This is a genomic window from Hyphococcus sp. (assembly GCF_965228385.1).
GTDB lineage: Bacteria > Pseudomonadota > Alphaproteobacteria > Caulobacterales > Parvularculaceae > Hyphococcus.
Map to the genome: position 1 here is coordinate 1,182,941 of NZ_OZ245810.1, position 21,977 is coordinate 1,204,917.

The 21,977-nt window shown below is 55.2% G+C and carries 17 protein-coding genes; 7 read left to right on the top strand and 10 right to left on the bottom strand.

Annotated features, from left to right (window positions below):
• The 4 genes from lexA to ACQK2Q_RS05555 all read right to left on the bottom strand — a co-directional run bounded on the left by lexA (position 1) and on the right by ACQK2Q_RS05555 (position 3,249).
• Entirely contained in the window at positions 1 to 720 is a 720-nt protein-coding gene (gene lexA / locus ACQK2Q_RS05540; RefSeq protein ID WP_425408748.1) for a transcriptional repressor LexA, read from the bottom strand.
• A gap of 137 nt (positions 721 to 857) precedes the next feature.
• Positions 858 to 1,655 carry an indole-3-glycerol phosphate synthase TrpC gene (gene trpC, locus ACQK2Q_RS05545; protein WP_425408749.1) on the bottom strand — a complete coding sequence of 266 codons (798 nt, stop codon included), beginning with the start codon at positions 1,653 to 1,655 and terminating at the stop codon, positions 858 to 860.
• Positions 1,652 to 2,671, bottom strand: coding sequence for an anthranilate phosphoribosyltransferase (trpD, locus tag ACQK2Q_RS05550; protein ID WP_425408750.1), 1,020 nt, complete (start codon positions 2,669 to 2,671; stop codon positions 1,652 to 1,654). The genes trpC and trpD overlap by 4 nt, the downstream gene beginning before the upstream one ends.
• Positions 2,668 to 3,249, bottom strand: coding sequence for an anthranilate synthase component II (locus ACQK2Q_RS05555; RefSeq protein WP_425408751.1), 582 nt, complete (start codon positions 3,247 to 3,249; stop codon positions 2,668 to 2,670). Before ACQK2Q_RS05555 ends, trpD begins: the two co-directional genes overlap by 4 nt.
• A gap of 244 nt (positions 3,250 to 3,493) precedes the next feature.
• Between ACQK2Q_RS05555 and ACQK2Q_RS05560 the strand changes: the two genes are divergently transcribed.
• Positions 3,494 to 4,456 carry a divergent polysaccharide deacetylase family protein gene (locus ACQK2Q_RS05560; protein WP_425408752.1) on the top strand — a complete coding sequence of 321 codons (963 nt, stop codon included), beginning with the start codon at positions 3,494 to 3,496 and terminating at the stop codon, positions 4,454 to 4,456.
• A gap of 6 nt (positions 4,457 to 4,462) precedes the next feature.
• On the opposite strand, the gene ACQK2Q_RS05565 is transcribed toward ACQK2Q_RS05560, so the two are convergent.
• From ACQK2Q_RS05565 to ACQK2Q_RS05575, 3 genes are all read right to left on the bottom strand, one after another.
• Positions 4,463 to 6,307: a DUF885 domain-containing protein gene (locus ACQK2Q_RS05565; RefSeq protein WP_425408753.1), complete on the bottom strand. Its 1,845-nt coding sequence runs from the start codon at positions 6,305 to 6,307 to the stop codon at positions 4,463 to 4,465.
• Between the two features lie 152 nt (positions 6,308 to 6,459).
• Positions 6,460 to 7,962, bottom strand: coding sequence for an anthranilate synthase component I (trpE, locus tag ACQK2Q_RS05570; protein WP_425408754.1), 1,503 nt, complete (start codon positions 7,960 to 7,962; stop codon positions 6,460 to 6,462).
• A 19-nt stretch (positions 7,963 to 7,981) separates the two neighbouring features.
• A complete protein-coding gene (locus ACQK2Q_RS05575; protein ID WP_425408755.1) occupies positions 7,982 to 9,880 on the bottom strand; it encodes a SurA N-terminal domain-containing protein in 1,899 nt (632 codons plus the stop codon).
• Between the two features lie 174 nt (positions 9,881 to 10,054).
• On the opposite strand from ACQK2Q_RS05575, the gene tpiA reads away from it, so the two are divergent.
• The 4 genes from tpiA (at position 10,055) to mfd (ending at position 15,758) form a co-directional block, all read left to right on the top strand.
• The gene (gene tpiA / locus ACQK2Q_RS05580) at positions 10,055 to 10,783 is read left to right on the top strand and encodes a triose-phosphate isomerase (protein ID WP_425408756.1); all 729 of its coding nucleotides are present in this window, start codon (positions 10,055 to 10,057) and stop codon (positions 10,781 to 10,783) included.
• 20 nt (positions 10,784 to 10,803) lie between these two features.
• Positions 10,804 to 11,742, top strand: coding sequence for an alpha/beta fold hydrolase (locus ACQK2Q_RS05585; protein ID WP_425408757.1), 939 nt, complete (start codon positions 10,804 to 10,806; stop codon positions 11,740 to 11,742).
• Positions 11,742 to 12,005, top strand: coding sequence for a succinate dehydrogenase assembly factor 2 (locus ACQK2Q_RS05590; protein WP_425408758.1), 264 nt, complete (start codon positions 11,742 to 11,744; stop codon positions 12,003 to 12,005). The genes ACQK2Q_RS05585 and ACQK2Q_RS05590 overlap by 1 nt, the downstream gene beginning before the upstream one ends.
• Before the next feature lie 258 nt (positions 12,006 to 12,263).
• Positions 12,264 to 15,758, top strand: a complete 3,495-nt coding sequence (gene mfd / locus ACQK2Q_RS05595; protein WP_425411124.1) for a transcription-repair coupling factor — start codon at positions 12,264 to 12,266, stop codon at positions 15,756 to 15,758.
• Here the strand turns inward: mfd and ACQK2Q_RS05600 are convergent.
• The gene (locus ACQK2Q_RS05600) at positions 15,727 to 17,079 is read right to left on the bottom strand and encodes a transporter substrate-binding domain-containing diguanylate cyclase (protein WP_425408759.1); all 1,353 of its coding nucleotides are present in this window, start codon (positions 17,077 to 17,079) and stop codon (positions 15,727 to 15,729) included. The genes mfd and ACQK2Q_RS05600 overlap by 32 nt on opposite strands.
• A gap of 49 nt (positions 17,080 to 17,128) precedes the next feature.
• On the bottom strand, positions 17,129 to 18,877 hold the full coding sequence (locus ACQK2Q_RS05605) for a D-alanyl-D-alanine carboxypeptidase family protein (protein ID WP_425408760.1): 1,749 nt from the start codon (positions 18,875 to 18,877) through the stop codon (positions 17,129 to 17,131).
• A 203-nt stretch (positions 18,878 to 19,080) separates the two neighbouring features.
• Here ACQK2Q_RS05605 and ACQK2Q_RS05610 point away from each other — a divergent pair, with 203 nt between their 5' ends.
• Both ACQK2Q_RS05610 and ACQK2Q_RS05615 read left to right on the top strand, forming a co-directional pair.
• A complete protein-coding gene (locus tag ACQK2Q_RS05610; protein WP_425408761.1) occupies positions 19,081 to 19,797 on the top strand; it encodes a histidine phosphatase family protein in 717 nt (238 codons plus the stop codon).
• 87 nt (positions 19,798 to 19,884) lie between these two features.
• On the top strand, positions 19,885 to 20,742 hold the full coding sequence (locus tag ACQK2Q_RS05615) for a hypothetical protein (RefSeq protein ID WP_425408762.1): 858 nt from the start codon (positions 19,885 to 19,887) through the stop codon (positions 20,740 to 20,742).
• Here ACQK2Q_RS05615 and ACQK2Q_RS05620 read toward each other — a convergent pair.
• The gene (locus tag ACQK2Q_RS05620) at positions 20,739 to 21,974 is read right to left on the bottom strand and encodes an RNA polymerase sigma factor (RefSeq protein ID WP_425408763.1); all 1,236 of its coding nucleotides are present in this window, start codon (positions 21,972 to 21,974) and stop codon (positions 20,739 to 20,741) included. The genes ACQK2Q_RS05615 and ACQK2Q_RS05620 overlap by 4 nt on opposite strands.
• Positions 21,975 to 21,977 lie beyond the last annotated feature (3 nt).

A 21,977-nucleotide genomic window follows, 5' to 3' on the forward strand; every position in this document is an offset into this window, starting at 1 on the left:
TCAATAGCGGCGCATCAGGCCGACAAGCTTACCCTGCACCGCGACACGATCCGGACCATAGATCCGCGTTTCAAATGCGGGATTGGCTGCTTCCAGCGCAATGGATGCGCCTTTTTTGCGCAACCGTTTCAAAGTCGCTTCCTCATCGTCAACCAGCGCGACCACAATCGCGCCGCTTTCGGCATCATTGCATCGCTTAATGACGGCGTAATCGCCATCCTGAATGCCGGCGTTGATCATGGACTCGCCTTGCACTTCAAGAACGTAATGGTCGCCTTTACCGATAAGAGCCTCGGGAGCCGCGAATCGGTCAACTTCATGTTGAATCGCTTCAATCGGCGTACCGGCGGCGATGCGGCCTAGAACGGGTAAATCGACGACGCCATTTTGCGCCTCGCGCTGTCGGGCTGCTTTGTTGGGGGCGGCTGAACGGGAGCGCTGAAAATCCGCGTTCACAACGGAAGGCTGGAAACCGCGCGCGGCGGAATTAGCATTTTGTGTCGCCGCGTCGGGCATGCGGACTATCTCCAGCGCGCGCGCGCGATGCGGCAGACGGCGGATAAACCCGCGTTCTTCCAAAGCTGTTATCAAACGGTGGATGCCGGATTTTGATCGCAGATCCAGCGCTTCTTTCATCTCATCAAATGAAGGCGACACGCCGGTTTGCGAAATCCTGTCATTGATGAATATCAGCAGCTCATGCTGTTTTTTTGTAAGCAATTTCGCCTCCCGGCTCGCGTTTCGATTGCGCCGTAACCGCCCAGTTTCAACGAGAGGCTGTTTGCGCGCCCGAAACGACAAAAGAACAAAACAACAACGATGTTCTATTGTTGTTCTTTTGGGGCGTCAACCACCCCTCAGGCGGCTCTATCGCCGTTCAAAAGCGCTCTGGTGGCGCTTTCGACATCGGGCTGGCGCATCAGGCTTTCCCCGACAAGGAAGGCGTTCGCGCCGTAACCGGAAAGGGTCAGAAGGTCTTGATGGTTGGAAATCCCGCTTTCGCTGACCAGTAAGGCCCCATCGGGAGCCGATCTGGACAGTTCCTGTGTTACGTTAAGTGATGTAATAAAAGTCGATAGATTACGGTTATTTATACCAATAAAATCACATTCCAATTTCGCCGCTCTTTCCATTTCCTTCACATCATGGATTTCGACCAGAGCGTCTATGCCGGAATTTTTTGCGCAAAGGTTCAATTCCTGCGCCTGAGAATCGGAAAGGCAAGACATAATCAGGAGGATGCAATCAGCGCCCCAAGCGCGAGCTTCGGCAACCTGATAAGGATCAATCATGAAATCCTTGCGCAATACTGGCAAGGAGACTGCCGCCCGTGCATCGCGCAGATAGTCCGCCGATCCTTGAAAACTGGGGCGATCCGTCAATACGGAAAGGCACGCAGCGCCCCCGGCCTCATAAGCCCTGGCGAGCGCCGGCGGATCAAAATTGGCGCGAATCAAACCTTTTGAAGGACTGGCTTTTTTGATTTCTGCGATCAATGCGAAGCCGTTAGCCGCCCTATCCGCTAAAGCCTTTTTAAATCCGCGCGGCGGAGTATTTTCCTGAGCTTTAGCTTCAAGCGCCGAAAGGGGCGTTTCGGCTTTCGCCAGCGCCACTTCGGATTTTTTATAGGTAATGATGTCGTCAAGTATGGTCATGCTGGACCATTCGATAGTTCAACCAGCTTGTTAAGAGCGGCTTTTGCTGCGCCTTCGTCAATCGCTTTTTCGGCAAGACGCGCCGCGGCGGCGAGGCCGGCGGCTTTTTCGGCGACGATGAGCGCAGCCGCAGCGTTCAAAACGGCAATATCGCGAAACGGGCCCTTCTCTCCGTCCAGCAGGTTCTTGATGGCCTTCGCGTTCTCAGAAGGCTCGCCGCCGACAAGATCGGCGGGCGCCGCCCGTTTCAGGCCGGCGTCTTCCGGCGTGATCTCAAACTCCGTTACTGTGCCGTTCTCAAGCGACGCCACAGATGTCGGGCCCGTGGTTGTTAGCTCATCGAGACCGTCCGAACCATGGACAACCCAGGCCCGCTCTACGCCAAGATGCGGCATCACTTCGGCGATGGGCCTGATGAGGTCTCGCGCAAATACGCCCATCACCTGACGCCTGGCTTTCGCCGGATTGGAAAGGGGCCCCATCACATTGAAAATTGTCCGCACGCCAAGACCTTTGCGGGCGGCCGCCACATGTCGCACCGCTTTATGATGAAGCGCCGCAAACATAAAACCCACATTGGCGTTTTCTATACAGTCGCGAATTCTGTCGGGAGGAATATCCAGCTTCACGCCAAGAGCGTCGAGCACTTCTGACGATCCTGACTTCGATGACGCCGCTTTATTGCCGTGTTTGGCGATCTTGACGCCGCAACCTGCAGCGATCAACGCCGCCGCGGTAGAGATATTATACGTTCCCGCGCCGTCTCCGCCGGTTCCGCAAGTGTCGAGTACGTCGTCTGGCGCGTCCACCTGTACGGCGAGGTCGCGCATGGTCCGGGCGGCGGCGGCGATCTCCTCTACGGTTTCGCCACGTGTTCGCAATGCGGCCAGAAATCCGGCAATTTCAATGTCGCTGGCGTTGCCGGAAAACAACTCCAGCATAGCTGCGCGCATTTCGTCAGCGCTTAAAGGATCGCCCGACATTGCCCGGGCGAGGTGTTTGTTGAATTCAGTCATCGCGCGCCGGCCAGATCGAGAAAATTCATGAAAACTTCGGCGCCGTATTCTGTCGCAATACTTTCTGGATGAAACTGCACGCCCATTATGGGCAGGCTGCTGTGGGAAAGCGCCATAATTTCGTTATCGTCGTCGGATCTGGCGGTAATGGTCAGAGAATTTGACAGGCCTTCAGGACCAGCCACGAGAGAATGGTACCTTGCCGCAGTGAAAGGAGAGGGCACCCCAGCGAAAAGACCCGAACTATCGTGCACGATTCCACAGGTTTTCCCATGCATGAGTTTTTCGGCTTGAGAAATCACGCCGCCGAAGGCCTGGGCGATCGACTGCATGCCGAGGCATACGCCGAAAAGCGGTGTTCTCTTCGCCGCCGCAGCCGTCACGAGCTCCAGGCAAATCCCGGCTTCATCTGGCGTACATGGGCCCGGAGATAAAACAATGGCGTCCGCTTCGAGCGATAATGCTTCTTGCACGCTAAGCGCATCATTGCGCATAATCCGAGTTTCTACGCCCAAACCGCCAATCAAATGGGCCAGATTAAAGGTGAAACTGTCATAATTATCGATTAGCAGGATCATTTGGTCCAAGAATCAGCGATAAATCCAAGTTTTGTAATCGTTTAACGCTGCGTGTGTCTGGCGCAAGCGCTGAACGCGGTGAATTTTCGTAAAAGTACCGTGAATTCAGCCGCTATAGAGAATTTTGAATGAAGCAGCGACGGGATAAGCGGTAAAGTTGGCTCAGCGCAGAAAGATACGAATAGAATTTTTTCGCCGTCGCGTAACACCGCGTCCTCGCGGTTATGCCGGAGACGCAGGATTTGTGGCGACAATCGCGGTGGCCTTCGCGGGCTTGCTGGTCGGCGCGCTCGCCGCCTATATCAGCGAACGCGGGATTGCGGCGACGGCGGCGGGTTCAATCGGGAACGCCTTCAATCGAACACAGGCGACGGGCGAGCCTTCTGAAAGCGCAAGAGACAAGATTGTCGCCAATATTATATCGGGTGATCTGATCCCGGAACGTCTGGTCCCCCCGGCGACATATTTAGCGCCAACGCTTGCCTCAACCCAGAAACCGAAAATCATCATCATCATTGACGACATGGGTGTCGACCGGTGGGCGAGCGAACAGGCGTTGTTATTGCCAGGCCCCGTCACCTATTCATTTTTGCCCTATGCACGAAATGTCGAAGATACAGTCGCAAAAGCCCGAGCTGCGGGCGGAGAGATCATGCTGCACCTGCCTATGGAGCCGCGCGGCGATGCGGATCCTGGTCCCTACGCATTAAAGTCGGGGATGACCGGCGGCGCATTCATAGAAGATCTTGAATGGAATCTGTCGCAGTTCACGGGCTATGTGGGCGTCAATAACCATATGGGCTCCAAATTGACGGCGAATGTCGCTGCGATGAAAACCCTGCTTGCCCACCTCAACCACAAAAATGTTTTTTTTCTGGATTCACTGACAACCGGCGAAACCGCTGTGCGGGAAGCAGCCAATGCGATTGGCGTCGAAGTCTTTGCGCGGGATGTGTTTCTGGACGATGCCGTGGGCGATAAGAATGCTATTCGCCAACAGCTATCGCTTGCTGAGCGCATTGCCCATGAAACCGGTTATGTGGTTGCAATTGGGCATCCGCGAAAAGAGACGCTTGAGGTTCTGGGCCCGTGGCTGACCAGCGCGCCCATGCGCGGTTTCGAACTGGTTTATGCAAGCGATCTCAAAACAATAACAAAACAGCCAAAACCGACAGCGCTGGCGGCTGCGCCAGCGCTGCGGTTATAACGCCGATCAGCTTTTCGTACGTGCAATATAAGCGTCCACCAGTTCTTCCAGAATTGGCAGCGCGACCGCGCCATTTTTCAGAACGACGTCATGAAAAGCGCGAATATCGAAATCGTCCCCCAATTCGTTTTTCGCTTTTTCGCGCAACTCCAAAATTTTGATCATGCCGATTTTATAGGAAAGCGCCTGGGCGGGAAGATCGATATAACGTTCAATTTCTTTTGTCGCTTCCGCTTCCGTCATGGGATTGTTATCGAGCATGTACTTGATCGCCTTTTCCCGCGTCCATTTCTTTGAATGAACGCCTGTGTCGACAACGAGGCGCGCCGCACGGAGCATTTCATTTTGCAAACGCCCAAAATCTTGCATGGGATCAGTGAAGCGGCCTTGTTCTTTCGCCAGGCGTTCGGCGTACAACCCCCAGCCTTCGGAATAGGCGCCGAAGAAAGCGAACTTCTGGAACATGGGAACGTCCGTCAATTCCTGTTGGATGGCGAGTTGAAAGTGATGTCCCGGCGCGCCTTCATGATAGGCGATGGTTTCCAGTTCATGCTTTTGCTTTTTCGTCATGTCGCGCAGGTTGGTGTAATAAATGCCGGGTCGAGATCCGTCTGGCGTCGGCCGGTTATAAAACGCGATCGGCGCGGTTTCTTCGCGCCATTTCTCTACCGCGCGTACCTCAAGCGGGGCTTTGGGCAACACGTTGAAATATTGATCGACATCCTCGTAAATCGAGTCGATGTAGGCCTTTGAAGCGTCCAGATAGGCTTGTCGGCCCTCTTCCGTATCAGGAAAGAAATTCGATGGATCAGTACGCAAGAATTCAAAAAAGGCAGGAAGATCACCGTCAAAACCGACTTCCTTCATGATCTTTGTCATTTCACCGCGAATGCGTTTGACATCGGCAAGACCAAGTTTGTGGACGTCATTGGCGCTGAGACCGGTTTCGGTTGTCCAGAATTCTATGCGGTTTTCATAATATTCTTTTCCCTGCGGCAACGCCCAGACGCCATTTGGCCCGTGGGAATCATCCCGGAGTTCCTCTATCCGCGAAATAATTCTCTCAATGGCCGGTTCGTAGACGCCTGTCAGCGCAGTAGAAGCTTCATTAATAAGGCGTTGTTTTTCATCATCGCTGATATCGAGCGCATTCACCTTTGTCTTGAAATCGGCAAACAGAGCTGCGTCTTCTTCTGAATCATCAAATGGCGCGCCTTTGATGATGTTGCGGGCGTCGGTTATGACCGGGTCAAATGAAAATGACGTCGGCACGATGCCGCGTTCAGCGGCAAGATCAATGCCTTCGATCAGCTGATCTGCTGCGGTCGCGAGCCCGTTTATGCGTGAAATATAGGCTTCCGCGTCTGAAACATTTTCAACACTGTGAATGTTCTGCAGGAACGTGACCGGGAAAGTCACGGGATTATTCATCGTTGAAAAAGCATATCCATGAAACCGGTAGGCGTGATCGCGGATGGCCCGTTCCTGAAGAAATTCAAAAATCCGGTAACTCACCTGCATCTGTTCACTGAGCGCTTCGTAATCAAATTCATCGCGCAATCGCTCAAGATCGCCGACAGTCTGTTCGTGATCGCGAATGGTTTCGGCATCGGAAAAATCATCCCACTCGCCGTAACGTTCCGTCTTCATTCCCAACTGGGCTTGAAATATTGGCGATTCCGACAGCTCTCTTTGAAAAATTTCTTCAAAGAATGCTGACAGTCTCTCATCTTCGGTTTGAACGCTCTCGTTTTGTGTCGCCGCCGAAACTTCCTGGCTATAGGCGCTGGCGGTAGTGACCGCCGTCATGGCGGCCGAGGCGGCAAGCAATAGTTTGAATGATTTACGCATGAATTTCCCCTTCTGGCGGCGCATGAATGCGCGACTGTTTGAAAATACAGATTTAGCTGACTTTACTGGCTTATAACCGGAAAATGCTCTGGATTGACCGCTCCGATCTCTCGGTTCATCGCAAAATCGATCGCCTTCGCACGCACCATCCCTCAATTGCCTGTTCGTGCAAGCGCGGTCTCAGCCGCCGAAAACAGGGCTTGCGCCTTGTTTTCGCATTCTCGTTGTTCCATCTCAGGATCAGAATCCGCGACAATTCCTGCACCCGCCTGCACATGCATGATCCCGTCTTTGACAATCGCCGTTCTCAGCGCAATGCAGGTGTCGACATTGCCATTGGCTGAAAAATAGCCGATTGCGCCGGCGTAAACGCCGCGAGCGGATTTCTCGAGCTCATCAATAATCTGCATGGCCCGAATTTTCGGCGCGCCGGAAACGGTCCCAGCCGGGAAGCCGTTCATGACGGCGTCTACAGGGTGGCGCGTCTCTTCCAGTGCGCCGACTACGTTTGAAACGATGTGCATCACGTGAGAATAGCGCTCTATTGTGAACTGATCGGTCACCCGAACGCTGCCGATCTTTGCCGACCGGCCAACGTCATTGCGCCCAAGGTCGAGCAACATCAAATGTTCTGCGCGCTCCTTTGGGTCTGCGAGCAACTCCGCCGCCAGCGCGCTGTCTTCTTGGGGCCCGACGCCGCGAGGGCGGGTGCCCGCAATCGGCCGGATCGTAATCTCGCCGTCTCTCACGCGCACCAGAATTTCAGGACTGGAGCCGACGATCGAAAAATCGTCAAAGTGAAAGTAATACATGAATGGAGAAGGATTTGACCGGCGCAGTGCGCGGTAAAGCTCGAAAGGCGGCGCGGCGAAGGGAATGGAAAAACGCTGGCTTAATACAACCTGAAATATGTCGCCGGCGCTGATATAATCTTTCGCGCGGTTGACCATGTCTTTATAGTCTGCCTTCGGCGTATTCGAATGCGCAATGTGCTGTTCACGAATAGATGCTGTCGATGATTGCGGGTGCAAAAGCGGCGCTTCAAGTTCTCCAACGGCATCTGATAAGCGTTCGCCCGCACGGGCGTAAGCCGCTCTTGCGGACAGACCATTCTCGGGGCGAATGGGTGAGTATAAAAGAATTTCCTGCCGGATATTATCGAATACAGCGATGATCGTCGGGCGTATAAATATCGCATCCGGCGTTTCTATGTGGACCGGAGGCTTATCTCCCAGGCGCTCCAGCTGACGCGCCATGTCATAGCCAAAAAACCCAAACACCCCGGCGGCCATGGGCGGCGCGTTTTCCGGCGGCGTCAGTTCGGATTCGGCCAGCAGCGATTTCAGATTATCCAGCACAGATCCGGTTTCCGGTTCGAACCGTAGAGTATCTGCTGCAGCGTTTCTATTTATTTCTGATTTATCGCCCAGGCAGCGCCAGATGATGTCCGGTTTCAATCCGATAATGGAAAAACGCCCCAGTTGCTCGCCCCCTTCGACCGACTCCAGAAGAAAGGCGTTTTTCCGCGCGCCGGCGAGTTTCAGATAAGCGGAAACGGGCGTTTCCAGATCATTGACGAGCCGTCGCTGCACAAGCTGCGGGCGCCCGGCGCGATACGCCGTTTCGAAAGCTGGAAAGTCGGGAAAAATGGACAAGACAGCGCGCTATTTTATATCACAGACTATCATTGAAAAGCGCATCGATTTGAGACTGATTGACCTTTACGCCGATATCGTCGCGAACCGTCATAACAAACGCCTCGACCAGTTCCTGATCGATTTGAAACCCGATCATCTCGCGAAGCTGTTCGATCTGTTGCGGCGGTATTGAATTCGGCGCAAAACCGATTTCACGAATCTGAACGATCACCTGGGAGCCGGCGTTTCCGACCGGTCCTGCAACCGTATCATTCAAATCCGTATAGAAAATCTCTTCACTCAAGCTGTCTGAAATGACGTCGTTTTGAAACCGGCGATCGATGACCAGTTCAATCGGCGCGCGATTGAATTCGTCAGCCAAGTCTTCCAGCGATTCATTCGCGGCTAAAGCATCGCGTATTCTGCTGATGGTCGCAGAAACACGGTCGCGCCTTTCCTTCGCGCGCCAGCGTTGTTCGACCTGATCGCGCACTTGGTCAAAGGGTTTCAACGCCGGCGGCGTGATTTCTCTCAGCGCTACGATGAAATATCCGTCTTCGCCGTCCAGCCGCAATGCTTCGCTTTGCTCGCCTTCCTCTAGGATGAAGGCCTCGCGCAAAACTGAACCCGGCACTTTGTCTACGATGGCCCCGCCAGGTTCAAAGCTGACGCGGTCAATCGGGCCAACGGTTTCGACAGAAAAATCGGCCGCTGCTGCTGCGTCCGCAAGATCGGCGCCCGTGTCGCGCACTTCCTCGATTTCATCGATAGCGTCAAGAACGCGCCTGCGGATGTCCTGTTCCAGATAATCGCTTTCAATATCCGCCCGGACGTCTTCGAAGGTTGTTGTCTGCGCAGGCGTAATGCCGGCAATTTGTACGACCGTCCAACCGAACAGGGAGCGTACAGGGTCGATAATATCGCCTTCCTGCAATCCCTCTTCAAAGGCCGCTTCGGCGACGCTTGGGTCCAGAATATCGCGCTTTTGCGCCTCGGTGAAAGTCGCGGCTTCCAGACTGGAGCCTTTTTCAGCGGCGATATTTTCAAAGGGCGCGCCGGAACGAAGCTCTGCAACGGCGGCGCGCGCTTCAGCCTCGGTTTCATACGTCAACTGATAAAGCGTTCGTAGCTCCGGTTTGTCGTATAGACGTTCCTTGCCGGCTTCGTAAAGGCGGCGCAATTCTTCTTCCTGCATCTCCAGACCCTCGCGAAAATCTTCATTGCGAAGCAGGAGCATGTCGAATGTGCGATATTCAGGCGCGGTGAACATGCTTTCATTCGCTGCATAGAATTCCTGCAAATCGTCAGGGCCAGGTTCTGCGGCGACGCCGGCCATTTCATCCGTTACCGTCAGATAGGCGATGCGGCGGCGTTCGGTTTCACGCAGAATCATGGAATCCGCCATCGGCCGTGACGCCGGTCCGGACGCCGCCAGCGCCTGGATCAGCTGTGAACGGGTGAGGTCTTCGCGGATACGGTTTTCGAATTCATCAGCGGTAATCGCATTAACTTGAAGAATGTTTTCAAGCGTGGGCCTGTCAAATTCTCCGGTCGCCGGATTTTGAAATGCTTCATTTTCCTGAAGGTAATCACGAACGAGTTCGCGCGGCATGGTGAGGTTCATTTTTTCAGCGTACTGGGCGAGCGCCGATTGGGTTGCAATGGAATCCACTACGCGCGCCGGCAAGCCGCTCGCGATGGCGTCCTGTCGCGACAGGTCGCCGCCGGATTCACGGTTCTGGCGCTGGTAAATTTTATTGAATTCACTTTGGATATAATTCTGCGAGAAACTCTGTCCGCCGACGCTCACCGTTGAATTCGAAGCAAGGAGTTGGCTCACATTGGGCACGCCCCATAATGCGAACGCCAGAATCAACAGGATCACCACGAGCCATGCAACCGGACCCTTCAGAACACTTCGAACCTTGCTAAGCATTTAAATCGCCTCGATAAATCAGCCCGGATGGCGGGCGCCGCAACTATTTTGCCGGTAACCTAATCGCGCCGCCTTACTGCGACAAGAGCGGCTTTTTGGCTCCTCTGGACAGGTCTCGGGCGTTCCCTTAGGTCCGGATGCGTGAAATTCAGCCTGTAAAGGACTTGGTACATCATGAAGCCATTGATCGCCGGCAACTGGAAAATGAATGGTCTACAGTCCGCCAAACAGGAAATAGAACGCCTGATTGAGAAATTTTCCGGCGCAGCGCCCGATGACCGCGATGTTTTAATCTGTCCGCCGGCAACGCTGATCGCCGGTTTTGCGGCGAATTATTCGGATGAGGCGATCCAGATCGGCGCACAGGACTGTCATCCTGAGACGAGCGGCGCTCATACGGGCGATGTCAGCGCTGAGATGCTCGCCGACGCCGGCGCCGCATTCATTATTGTCGGTCACTCGGAACGCCGCGCCGATCACGGCGAAACCAGCGACATCGTCAGAGCAAAAGCGCAAGCCGCATTGCGCGCAGGTCTAACGCCGATAATCTGCGTCGGTGAAACCCGTGAGGAGCGTGAAGCCGGAGAGGCGTTGAATATCGTTGGCGATCAACTGGACGGTTCGCTGCCGGAGACCGGCGCGGAGATTGTTGTGGCTTATGAGCCGGTCTGGGCGATCGGCACCGGCCTCACGCCGACACTTGAAGACATTGGCGACATGCATGATTTCATCCGTTCAAAAACACCGGAAGGAACGCGTCTTTTATATGGCGGCTCGGTCAAGCCCGGCAACGCCGGTGAAATACTCGCGATCACGAACGTCAATGGCGCGCTTGTTGGCGGCGCGAGCCTGAATGCTGACGATTTCTATCCGATTATCAAGGCTGCGCCGGGCGCAATGTAGGTTTCATGGACCGTATGCGCGTGAGCATCATATTCGTCGCTATCGTGCTGATTACGCTTTTCGGCGTTGCCGGTTGCGCCAGTTGGACAGCGGAACAGAAATTTCCGCCTGCAGGCGCATTCATGGAAATTGACGGCGAGCGGATGCATGTTCTGGACGCTGGCCCGCGCGACAGCGAAAAGCCGACCGTCATCCTTATTCATGGCGCGAGCGCCAATTTGCTCGATATGAAACTGGCGCTTGGCGACGAACTGGCGAAAACCCGGCGGGTAATCATGATCGACCGGCCGGGCAGGGGGTATTCGACGCGCGGCGGCGAGGGCCACCGTCTTGAGTCTCAAGCGAACGCTATAAAAGCAGTCGCCGACAAGTTGAATGTCAAAAAACCCGTGGTTGTCGGCCAAAGCTTCGGCGGTGCGGTCGCCTTGAATTACGCCCTTCAGTATCAGGATGATATGCGTGGAGTTGTTCTGCTGGCGCCAGTCAGTCATGAATGGCCGGGCGGTGTCGCGTGGTACAATAATGTTTCTGAATGGCCCATTGCGGGATTTTTATTGCGGCGGATATTTGTGCCGATTTACGGTCAATTGAGCGCAGAGAAAAATATAGCCGGCTCTTTTGCGCCGAATAGCGCGCCGGAGCGTTATTATGAAAAATCCGGACTTGCGCTATTGTTTCGCGCATCTGATTTCAAGGCGAATGCGGCGGACATCGCCCATCTGAAAGAGCAGATCATCGAGCAACAGGATCGTTACGGAAGTTTGCGTCTCCCGGTGGCTGTAGTGACGGGTACAGAAGACATGGCGGTAAGCCCGAAAATCCATTCCCGCCAACTTGAACGCGATATTCCAGACGCCGAGCTGATATTGTTGCCCGATACGGGCCACGCCCTGCATCACGCGGAAACGCAAAAGATAATACAGATAATTGATGATATGCCAGAGCGGGCCGGCGGCTGATGGACGCGCTCGACAGGAAACGCAAGCGATTGCTTTATCAGGCGAGCTACCGCGGCTTTAAAGAGGCGGATCTCCTGATAGGCGGTTTTGCTCGGACTCATTTGGCGGAATTGACTGACAACGAGCTTGCCGAGTTCGAGGCGCTTTTAAAGATCAATGACCGGGAGCTATACGCCTACGCGACGGGAAACGCACCGGTTCCGGATAATCTTGAGGGCGCCGTCATGGCGAAGCTGAGAGCATTTAAACTCCCTGGCGTTTAGCTTCTGCGTCCATTGGCCGGAGAATACGCGCCGGGTGTAGCAGACCCATTTGATCAGATCGGCGAAGATGACGTGGCGATCAATGCGGAAAAGTTCGTGGATCTTCTCTCATGCGGCGCCGGCGCGTCTCGCAAAGCTGCATGAACAGTTGCGCCTGATCGGCGCCGTCCTTAAGTAAGCGCATCACGAACGCGGGCTGCAAATCAGCGGTCCGCGCATTTTGCGTTGAGGATGGATATGGCTGGCGCTGCAAAATCAATGGTTTCAGGCGTGGCTCTTGTGGGCGCCCACGCGGCCTGGACAACGCAAGGGAGCCTGCCCGTTTTCGGCGCGCCAGAGGGCGCAGACGCCATGGCCGTCGCCGATGCGGCGCGCGCCAGCAACGATATCGTGGCGCATATTGCCCGCGATGGCGCGCGGGCCGCAGCGATGGCGCAGAGTCTGGCTTTTTTTGCGCCGGACATTCCCGTTATCGAATACCCGGCGTGGGATTGCCTCCCCTACGACCGCGTCTCGCCGTCTCCGGCCGTCACTTCGAAACGCATGGCCAGCCTCGCCGCCATTACAAAACGCGGGCCGGGCGCATTTATCGTGATCGCATCTGTAAACGCCGCGACCCAAAAAACGCCGCCTAAAGAAGTTATTGAAAACGCCACGCTCTCATTGGCGCCCGGCGAGATGATGGAAATGGACGTGCTCACGCGATATCTGAGCGGCAATGGCTATGCGCGCTCATCCACTGTCCGCGAGCCCGGCGAATACGCGGTCCGCGGCGGGCTCGTGGATATTTTTCCGCCGGGCGCTGAACAGCCTGTAAGGCTCGACTTTTTTGGCGACAGCCTGGAAACAGTGCGCGCATTCGATGCGGAAACACAACGCACGACGAAACAGCTCGCCGGATTTTCGCTGGCGGCGGCGAGCGAAATATTGCTTTCCGACGCAACCATCTCCCGATTCCGGAAAGGCTATATCGCGACCTTCGGGCCTGCGGGAGACGACCCGCTCTATGAGGCCATCAGCGCGGGGCGCATGCATGCGGGCGCTGAACATTGGCTGCCGCTGTTTTATGAGCGCATGGATACGCTGTTTGATTATCTGGGCGATGCGCTTCTTTTCAGCGACCATCTCGCCGATCAGGCTGTTGAAGAACGTTTGTCTCAGGTTGCAGATCACTATGATGCGCGCGCCGAAGACAGCGAGGTCAAGAAGCCGAAGAACAGTGAATTTTCCGCGCCGGTTTACAGACCGCTTGAGCCGTCAAAACTATATTTGAAACAATCGGAGTGGAACGAAATAGCCGCAGACGCCAATTTACGGCCGCTTTCTCCTTTTGCACCGCCTGACAATACGCGCGGATTTGATTTTGGCGCAAAAATCGGTCGCAACTTCGCCGCCGAACGCGCCGCGGAAAACGTAAATGTTTTCGACGCCGTCAATGCGCACGCCAAATCACTTTTGAACGATAATAAGAACGTTATCATCGCATGCTGGTCTGATGGATCGGCTGATCGTATGCGCACGGTCTTGAGCGATCACGGCGCAAAAGACGTCGCTCACATCAGCGATTGGAAAGCGCGTCCCGCTGCATCTGCAAAGATCGTAACGGCTGTTCTGGGGCTTGAAAGCGGATTTGAAACGCAAGACGCCGCCTTCATTTCCGAGCAGGACATTCTTGGCGACAGGTTGGTTCGACGAGGACGCAAAAAGCGCGCGGAAAACTTTCTGTCTGAAGCGTCAAGCTTGTCGCTGGGCGATTTGATCGTTCATGTTGAGCACGGCATCGGCCGATATCAGGGACTGAAGACGCTGGAAGTCCAGGGCGCGCCGCATGATTGTCTTCATCTTGAATATCACGGGGGCGACAAGCTCTTTTTGCCGGTCGAAAACATTGAACTGCTTTCCCGATTCGGATCGGAAGACGCCGGCGTACAGCTCGATAAACTTGGCGGCGCCGCATGGCAGGGCCGCAAGGCGAAGATGCGCGCGCGCATCAAGATGCTTGCTGAAGAACTTATCGCCATCGCCGCCAAACGGGCTATGCGCAGCGCGGATGTCGTTGGCCCCGCGAGTGGAACTTATGACGAATTCTGTGCGCGCTTCCCATATGCTGAAACGGAAGACCAGGAAAACGCCATTGCCGATGTCGTTGAAGATTTCGCCAAGGGACAGCCCATGGACCGGCTTGTCTGCGGCGATGTCGGCTTCGGTAAAACAGAAGTCGCGATGCGCGCGGCGTTTATTATGGCGATGACCGGCCGTCAGGTCGCCGTCGTGACGCCCACAACCTTGCTTTCGCGTCAGCATTACAAAAATTTTTCAGAGCGTTTTAAAGGATTTCCTTTAAAAGTCGCGCAAGTTTCACGCATGGTCGGCGCCGCTGATGCGAGCGCGGCGAAAGCGGGCATCGCCGATGGGACTGTGGACATTATCATTGGCACCCATGCGCTTTTGCAAAAGTCCATCAAATTCCGCGATCTTGGCCTGGTCATTGTCGATGAAGAACAGCATTTCGGCGTCAAACACAAAGAGCGCCTGAAGGAATATCGCGCCGACACGCACGTCCTGACGCTAACCGCGACGCCGATCCCGCGTACATTGCAACTCGCCATGAGCGGTATTCGCGACCTGTCGCTGATTGCAACCCCGCCAGTAGACAGGCTGGCCGTACGAACCACCGTTGGACCGTTCGATCCTGTTGTCGCGCGTGAAACCCTGCTTCGAGAGCATTATCGCGGCGGGCAGAGCTTTTACGTGGCGCCCCGTATTTCCGACCTTGATAATATTGCAGAATTTTTGAGCGAAGACCTCCCGGAATTGAAATTCAAAATCGCTCACGGACAGATGGCCGCCGGTGCGCTCGAAGATATCATGACGGCGTTTTACGAAGGCAAGTTCGATGTCCTGGCCTCGACGACCATTATTGAGTCCGGGCTTGATATACCGACCGCCAACACAATGATTGTCCATCGCGCGGATATGTTCGGTCTAGGACAGCTTTATCAATTGCGCGGGCGCGTCGGTCGCTCGAAACAGCGCGCCTACGCTTATCTCACGACCAGCCCGCGCAAGAAGCTGACAGCAGCGGCTGAGCGGCGCCTGAAAGTCATGCAATCTCTCGATACGCTGGGCGCAGGCTTTACGCTGGCGAGCCATGATCTCGATATTCGCGGCGCAGGTAATTTGCTCGGGGAGGAACAGTCCGGTCAGGTCAAGGAAGTCGGTGTTGAGTTATATCAACACATGCTTGAAGAAGCTGTTGCGGAGTTGCGCGAGGGCGGCGCTGCAAGCGAGGATCAATGGTCGCCGCAGATCAACATCGGCGCAGCAGTGCTCATTCCCGATACTTATGTCGCTGATCTCGATGTGCGCATGGCGCTTTACAGACGCCTTGGCGATGTCAGCGCGCAGGAAGAAATCGATGGTTTTGCCGCGGAACTCGTAGACAGGTTTGGTCCGATGCCGTCGGAAGTTGAGCACCTTTTGGAAATCGTCGCCATCAAGAGCATTTGCCGCCGCGCGGGCATAGCAAAAATCGATTCAGGGCCGAAAGGCGCGGTCATCACATTTCACAAAGATCAATTCGCCAATGTTGCGGGACTAATAGAGTTTGTTTCAACCTCGCCGCTGGATGTAAAACTCCGTCCTGATCAAAAGTTCGTTTTGCGCCAGGAATGGGTCGGCGAAAAAGACCGCCTTCGCGGAGCAAAGAAAATTGCGGATACTATTGCAAAAATTGCTGAGAAAGCGGTTTGACCGCACGGTTCTCCTGTATCGCTTTCAGCGATAGCGCCACGCATTCCTCAATGCAAAAGCCGGATGGTCTTGCAATCGCGGCCGTCTCCAGTTTGACGCCGTATAACTGTTGATTGTCCGCGCTGCGGAAAACAGTGTTTTCCATAACGCCCTTTATGCGCATTCCCGCCTGTTGCGCATCGGCTTGCGTTGTCGCGGGTGCAAGCACCAAGAACGTATCCGAAGCGATTCGCGCAGTCGTATCTTCTGCCCGCGTAACCCGGTTAATGATACGGGCGGCCTGATGTAATGCGCGGCGGCCCGTTTCCGGTTCTCCGGTATCACACGCGCTTGCGACTATTCTGAGTGCGATCAGCGACATTGGCCGATCTGTCTGGTCGGCCCGGGCACAAAGTCGGGCGCCATGTTCTGAAAGAAAGGCAGGCGTGAACGCGCCGGATGTGGCGTCGCGAATATTGTCGCCTTCGCACACGTTCAAAAATCTCCGCATGGTTTTTAACAAACGCGCCCGGCGGGCGGCGAGTTGCGCCTTTGCGGCCAGGTCTGCGCTGACATGGCCGGCCATGATAAAATCCGCGGCGCCGCGTTTAGTGTAGATTTCTGCATCGTCCGCGTCATGCAGTGGAAACAGCATTGGCAAACTGTTGTGCCGGGGATGGCGGCGCAATGCCTTCACAACGCTTAAGAGCGGATCATTTTCGCGCGCCGGCAAAAAGATAGCGCAATCAAAGCGGGCGTTATCTACAGCGCGCATGGCCTGACCGGCTGAAAATACGCATACGCACTGTTCCGTGATCGGGCGCAAAGCATTGACGGCTGCAAGCGTAACGGCGCCCGGCGCGCCTGCGATCAGGACCCGAAGCGGCGAGGGCGGCGCCGCGATTGGAGGAAATTCATTCAGCCGGCTCAGGCTCGCTAGCGTTTTCAACCGCTCGCCGGCTTCTTCGGCGATGTTGCGAAGCCGCAGAATTTGCCGGCATCGTGCAATCAGGGCGTCGGGTTTGGCGCCGATGACGACGAGTTCGCCGTGCCGACGCAATGCTTGTCGCGCAGGAGCGTCAAGATAGGGATCAATTGCAATAATCACCGTTGATTCCGGCGATTTGCGCCGAAGCAGATTTGCAATCGTCTGCGCTTTTTTAGCGGAGAGCCGCTTTCCTCTCAAATCGATCAAACCAAGATCAGCCGCTGCACCGTCTCTTTCTGAAACGAGGGCGTAACCGGCATCGGTAAAGGGCAGGGTTAACGCAAGCCTGTCTTCTTCCGCGCCGCCAATATAGACAATCCGCGCTTTTGGCGTGACGCCATTTTCGTTCTGCATGCAACCCATCCGGCCGGCGTCGTCGCGCCGCAACATAATCTGAACGCGGCTAGCGTGTTCCCGAGATTTTATTCAAGATACGGGCCGTTGAACGGTCTTCACCGTCAGGTTGAACATCCGATTCCTGATTCGCCGCTGCGGCGACATGGGGTTGCTCTGCAAGACAGATGTCTTCTTCGCCAATAGTCGGGAAAATGCCGTTTGCCGCGCGCTCCTGATAGCAGGGCAGAGCGGCCAAAAATTCCTGCGGTTTATGATGCGGACCGGCTTCGCGATACAGATGCGCGGTTGAAACGCCGACATAGCGCCAATGCCATGGCTCGTAAGGATCCTGACCCGGCAGGTAATTATTGTTGGGCGGATAGGAAAGAATGAACCCAAACCGATAAGCGTTTTCTTCAAAACACTGAAAGCTTTTGTCGCTCGGGCGCATAAAGCGGTCATTTACATTGATGTCGGCGGCGAGACCCGTCTGGTGTTCCGACATCCCGGGCGGCGTCACCGTGCCCCGATCAAGGTTGCGCCGGTAAAGCACGCTCTGTGTATCATAGGAACGATAGCCGGAACGCAATGAGATGCGCTCTCCGGACTCAGACCGGCAAAGGGAAATCAGCTGAGCCAGCCGGACCGGCAAATTCGCTTCCCGCGGATCGGCGTTCGTATCGCCCGCAAGCCGAAGTTTCATTTCGTCTATATTTGGCGATTTTGCAGTCGGTATGGTGAATTCCGCCGCAGAGACCAGGTCACTCGGAGAATAGGCCTTTTCAAGAAGGAACTGCTGTGAGACCGGGCGATTGATATCCTCACGCCGGTCTCTTTCGCGGTTAACCGCATAGCGTTGAGAACCGAATGCGTCGCGGAACAGACGGCGCATATGTTCCTGCAAGGCCTGCGCTTCCGTCAGGCGGCCCTGTTTTTCATAAACGCTGGTCAGAAGTTTTATATAGAGGCTGAGATCCGGGCTGTTGGCGCCTTTTATTTCTTCCTGCGCGTGGAACGCGTCGAGATAAAGACGCTCAGCATCGTCCAACCGTCCCATATTCGTATAAACAGGACCAAGGACAAGCGTTAACTGCACCGTATCCTGATGATCAACGCCAAGCAGTTTTCGGCGGATATGGTATGCTGAAGAAAGCAAACCCGCAGCCGCATATGCGCCTTCGTCGCGCATGGCAAAGAAAGATCCAAGCAACGCCATATTTTTGGTTGTCGCCAGTTGTTCTTCGCGTGCGCCGGCGATCAGTTCGTAAGGTTTTGCATGATTGAGCGCCTCGGCGAACAACTTTTCCGCCTCGCCGACTTTAATGGCGTAATAGGCGCTTAGCGTCGACGGATCTTCAATTTCGCCGCGCGAAGCGTTGTCTCCGGCAAGCTCAAGAAATGAGGCGTAAATCGCGACCGCCGCTTCAATATCGCCGGACAGCAAAGATGAACGGGCGAGTTTGTTTTCAAATGCTGCGCGCTTGCGGCCTGAAAGAACATTAGCAGCATCAGTCGCCAGCGCTTCGCGATACAACTCGGCGGCGCGTTCAAACCTGCGGCGGGCAAACTGGGCGTCAGCCAGCTGCAGCATCATCCCCGCCAGATCTTCGGTTGTCTCACCGTCGCCGGCGCGTAAACGCAAGGCGCGCTCGCCATGTATGGCGGCGCGTTTTTCCGCGTTTCTTTCTATCAGCCAGTCAAACCGCGCTTGCGCAGAATCAGGATCAACACGCACGGCGATATTGAAGTAAAAAGAATACGCAATCGCCAGAGTTAGAAACGCTCCGGCCAGGTAAATCGGCGAACGCAACGCCATCGCCCTAAAAACCCCTCATTACCCCAGAACCACAACCTATAGTGACTTTATCACCCGTTTGCGCATGTTGCGAGCCTTCCGCGTTGATTTTTCTCCTATTATGGCGCCGTGTGCAGGAATTGTTTAAACGGCGCAGGCGTAAAGGGCCGCAAGCAGCAAAGAGGGACATGATGAAGGGGTCGGGCAGAAGGCGCATTTATCTTATGCGCCATGGACATGTGGACTATTTCGCACCGGGACTGACCGATCCGCGCAGCGTTCCTTTAACTGATGAAGGCCGCGAACAGGCGCAAGCCGCGGGAGAGGCGCTGCGCCACGCTCATTTCGATCTTGCCGTTTATTCCGGCTTGCCGCGAACGAAACAAACCGCAGAAATTGTGCTGAAAAACAATGATGCGCCGCCAGCGCTTGAAGCCCATGACGGGCTCGAAGAGGTCAAAAGCAGATGGATCAGGGCAAAAAGCCGAGAGGAGCTGGCGGCGCGCCTTGCATACAGCTTTGACGGCGCAGCAGAACCGAGCGCCAGTTTCCTGCCGGACGGCGAGACATTTGTTGATGCTGAAAGCCGCATTACCAATGCGTTGCAGGAATTGATTTTGGAAAAAACATGGAAATCTGCGTTGATCGTCGCCCATGAAGGGGTCAATCGGATTGTGCTCGGCTGGGCCTGCGGAGGCGGGCTGGCGACCATCGCCGCATTTGAACAGGATTTGTGCTGCATCAACATGATCGACGTCGATGTGACGCCAGACGATGACGGCGACGGGCTCCAGATTGAGCGTATGGCGATCAAAACGCTGAACGTCACCGCCTATGATTATGTAAAAAAAGGACTTTCCCGATCGAGCCTGGAACATCTGTTTGATGTGGATTTCGGGGGACTACGGCCCCGAAAAACGGACGGGAACGCGAAAATATAGGCGATTGCGTGGAAATCGCGTCTTAATCCTTTCTTAATTATGTGGTTAACTGCCCGGCAGGGATATTCCACGTGAGGGAGCTAACCGATGCCGTATGGAGTAAAGCACGGTGTAAAATCACCGGGTAATTTTACGATGGGGGATATGATGGGGCTGGCGCTGTCCGGTTCCGCGGGCATTATCGCCGCACTCGTGACTGACTATCAACAATCGGGCGAAGCGTCGGCGCTCTATACGATCAATCAGTGGGTGGTCCAGCTAGGCTCCATTCTTGGATTTTCGGACATTCCTTTGTGGATGGTCGTGATTGGCATGACGGTTTTGGGCGCCGCGTCGATCTTCTATTTTCAGCCCATCACCAGACAAGGCGCCTTTGCGCAAGGGTTCGGCTTGCTGGCGGTGCTGATGACAGCGGTGCCGGCGAATCTCGCGGGCGGCCTGCAAGGCATCAACGACAATCTGCCCGGGCTTGAACCGGCGGCTACCACGCGAGAAGCGTCACTGCAGGGAAGACTATACAATGCCGCCTATTCGGCTTCACCGGCGCAAGCGATTTTGGTTCAGGACCGGCGAGGCCCCTCGAAATACGATGTCCACTTGACGGTCAATTTTCCGGAAGGGCTGCCGGCTGACATCAGCACATTGATCCGGCGCGGCGCGCTGCGGGGCCGTCTGCATAATGAGGATACGGATCAGACCTGGGACCTTTTCAAATCCTCAGGCGGCACGGTGCGCCAGCAGGGCAATTCGCTGGTGATTCATGCGGGCGTGCCTGCGCGCTCGCAAACAGCGCAATTATGGGTGCGGGTCGAAGCGCAAGGTTACGCCATACAAATTGAATCCTACAGAGCGTCCACGAATAACGCGGTGGAATGGACTGTTAACATGCAGCCATCCAGTACGCCGTTGTTCATGCAGCGTCTGAACAAGAGTTACTGGTTCTAGGAAGCTTTTCCAACCATCTGTTTCTTTTCAAAAAGAAACGTTCTGACAGCCGGATCCGATGCAAGTCCGATAGCGCGATCATAAGCGCTTTGGGCGCCGGCATGTCTGTTCAGCGCGTTTAAAACATGGGCGCGGATCGCCCAATAGGGTTGATAGGAATCAATTAGGTTCGCTGCAATGCTATCCAAGACCAGCAAAGCTTCATCGTGCTGTCCGCCGCTGGAAAGCGCCGCCGCATAGCTGACTTGCGCGCCAATACTCGGCGCGATTTCTATTAACCGTTGATATAGAACAATAATGTCGTCGCTAACGTCGCGGCCTGAAAGTTTGGACGCTGCATGCGCGGATTGAATCGCCGCTTCAATCTGGTAGCGTCCCGGTTGATTCAATCGCCATGCATGCGACAAGGCCCGCTCAGCTTTCTGGATCAGTTGTTTATCCCACAGATTGGTATCCTGCTCGCGCAAGGGCACATAAATACCATCGCGCCGGCGGGCGGCGCGTCGCGCTTCAGCGTGCAGCATTAACGACAGCAGACCCCAGGCCTCCGCTGCATCGGGCGACAAGTCTGAAACTAGCTTGGCGAGAAAAATCGCTTCGAATGTCAGCCCGCGCGAATTCTCGTCCGCGCCGTCGTCATCGTTCCACCCCGTTCCATACGCCGCATAGATAGCCTCAAGCAGTGCGTTAATGCGCAGCGGCAGCGTATCGATTGACGGTTCTGCAAATGGAATATTCGCCGCTTTGATTTTACGTTTCGCACGCACCAGCCGTGCGCTCATCGCTTTCGGCGAAATGAGGAAGGCGGAAGCTATTCGCGCGGCGTCGAGCCCGAGCACGGTTTGCAGCATGAGCGGCGTATGAATACTCGCATCAATCGCCGGGTGGGCGCAGGCCAGCATCAGTTTCAGCCGTTCGTCAGGAAAGACGACTTCATTCTGCAAAGCGTCTTGCGCTTCTTCTGCGGCAAGAAGCAATGTTGATGCTGCATCCGCCCGGGTTTTGTTTTTTCTGGACTGATCGATCAGTTTTCGCCGCGCCGTTGTGAGAATCCACGCTTCTGGCGCGTGTGGAACACCGTTATCCGGCCAATGCTCGAGCGCGGCGCGGAATGCATCAGCAAGAGCATCTTCGGCGCCCGCGACATCGCTTGTGCGGGAGCAAAGCCAGGCGAGAAGTTTGCCGTATGACGCGCGGGCGGTCTGTTCTGCTATCGCCCGCGCATCGTTCACCGC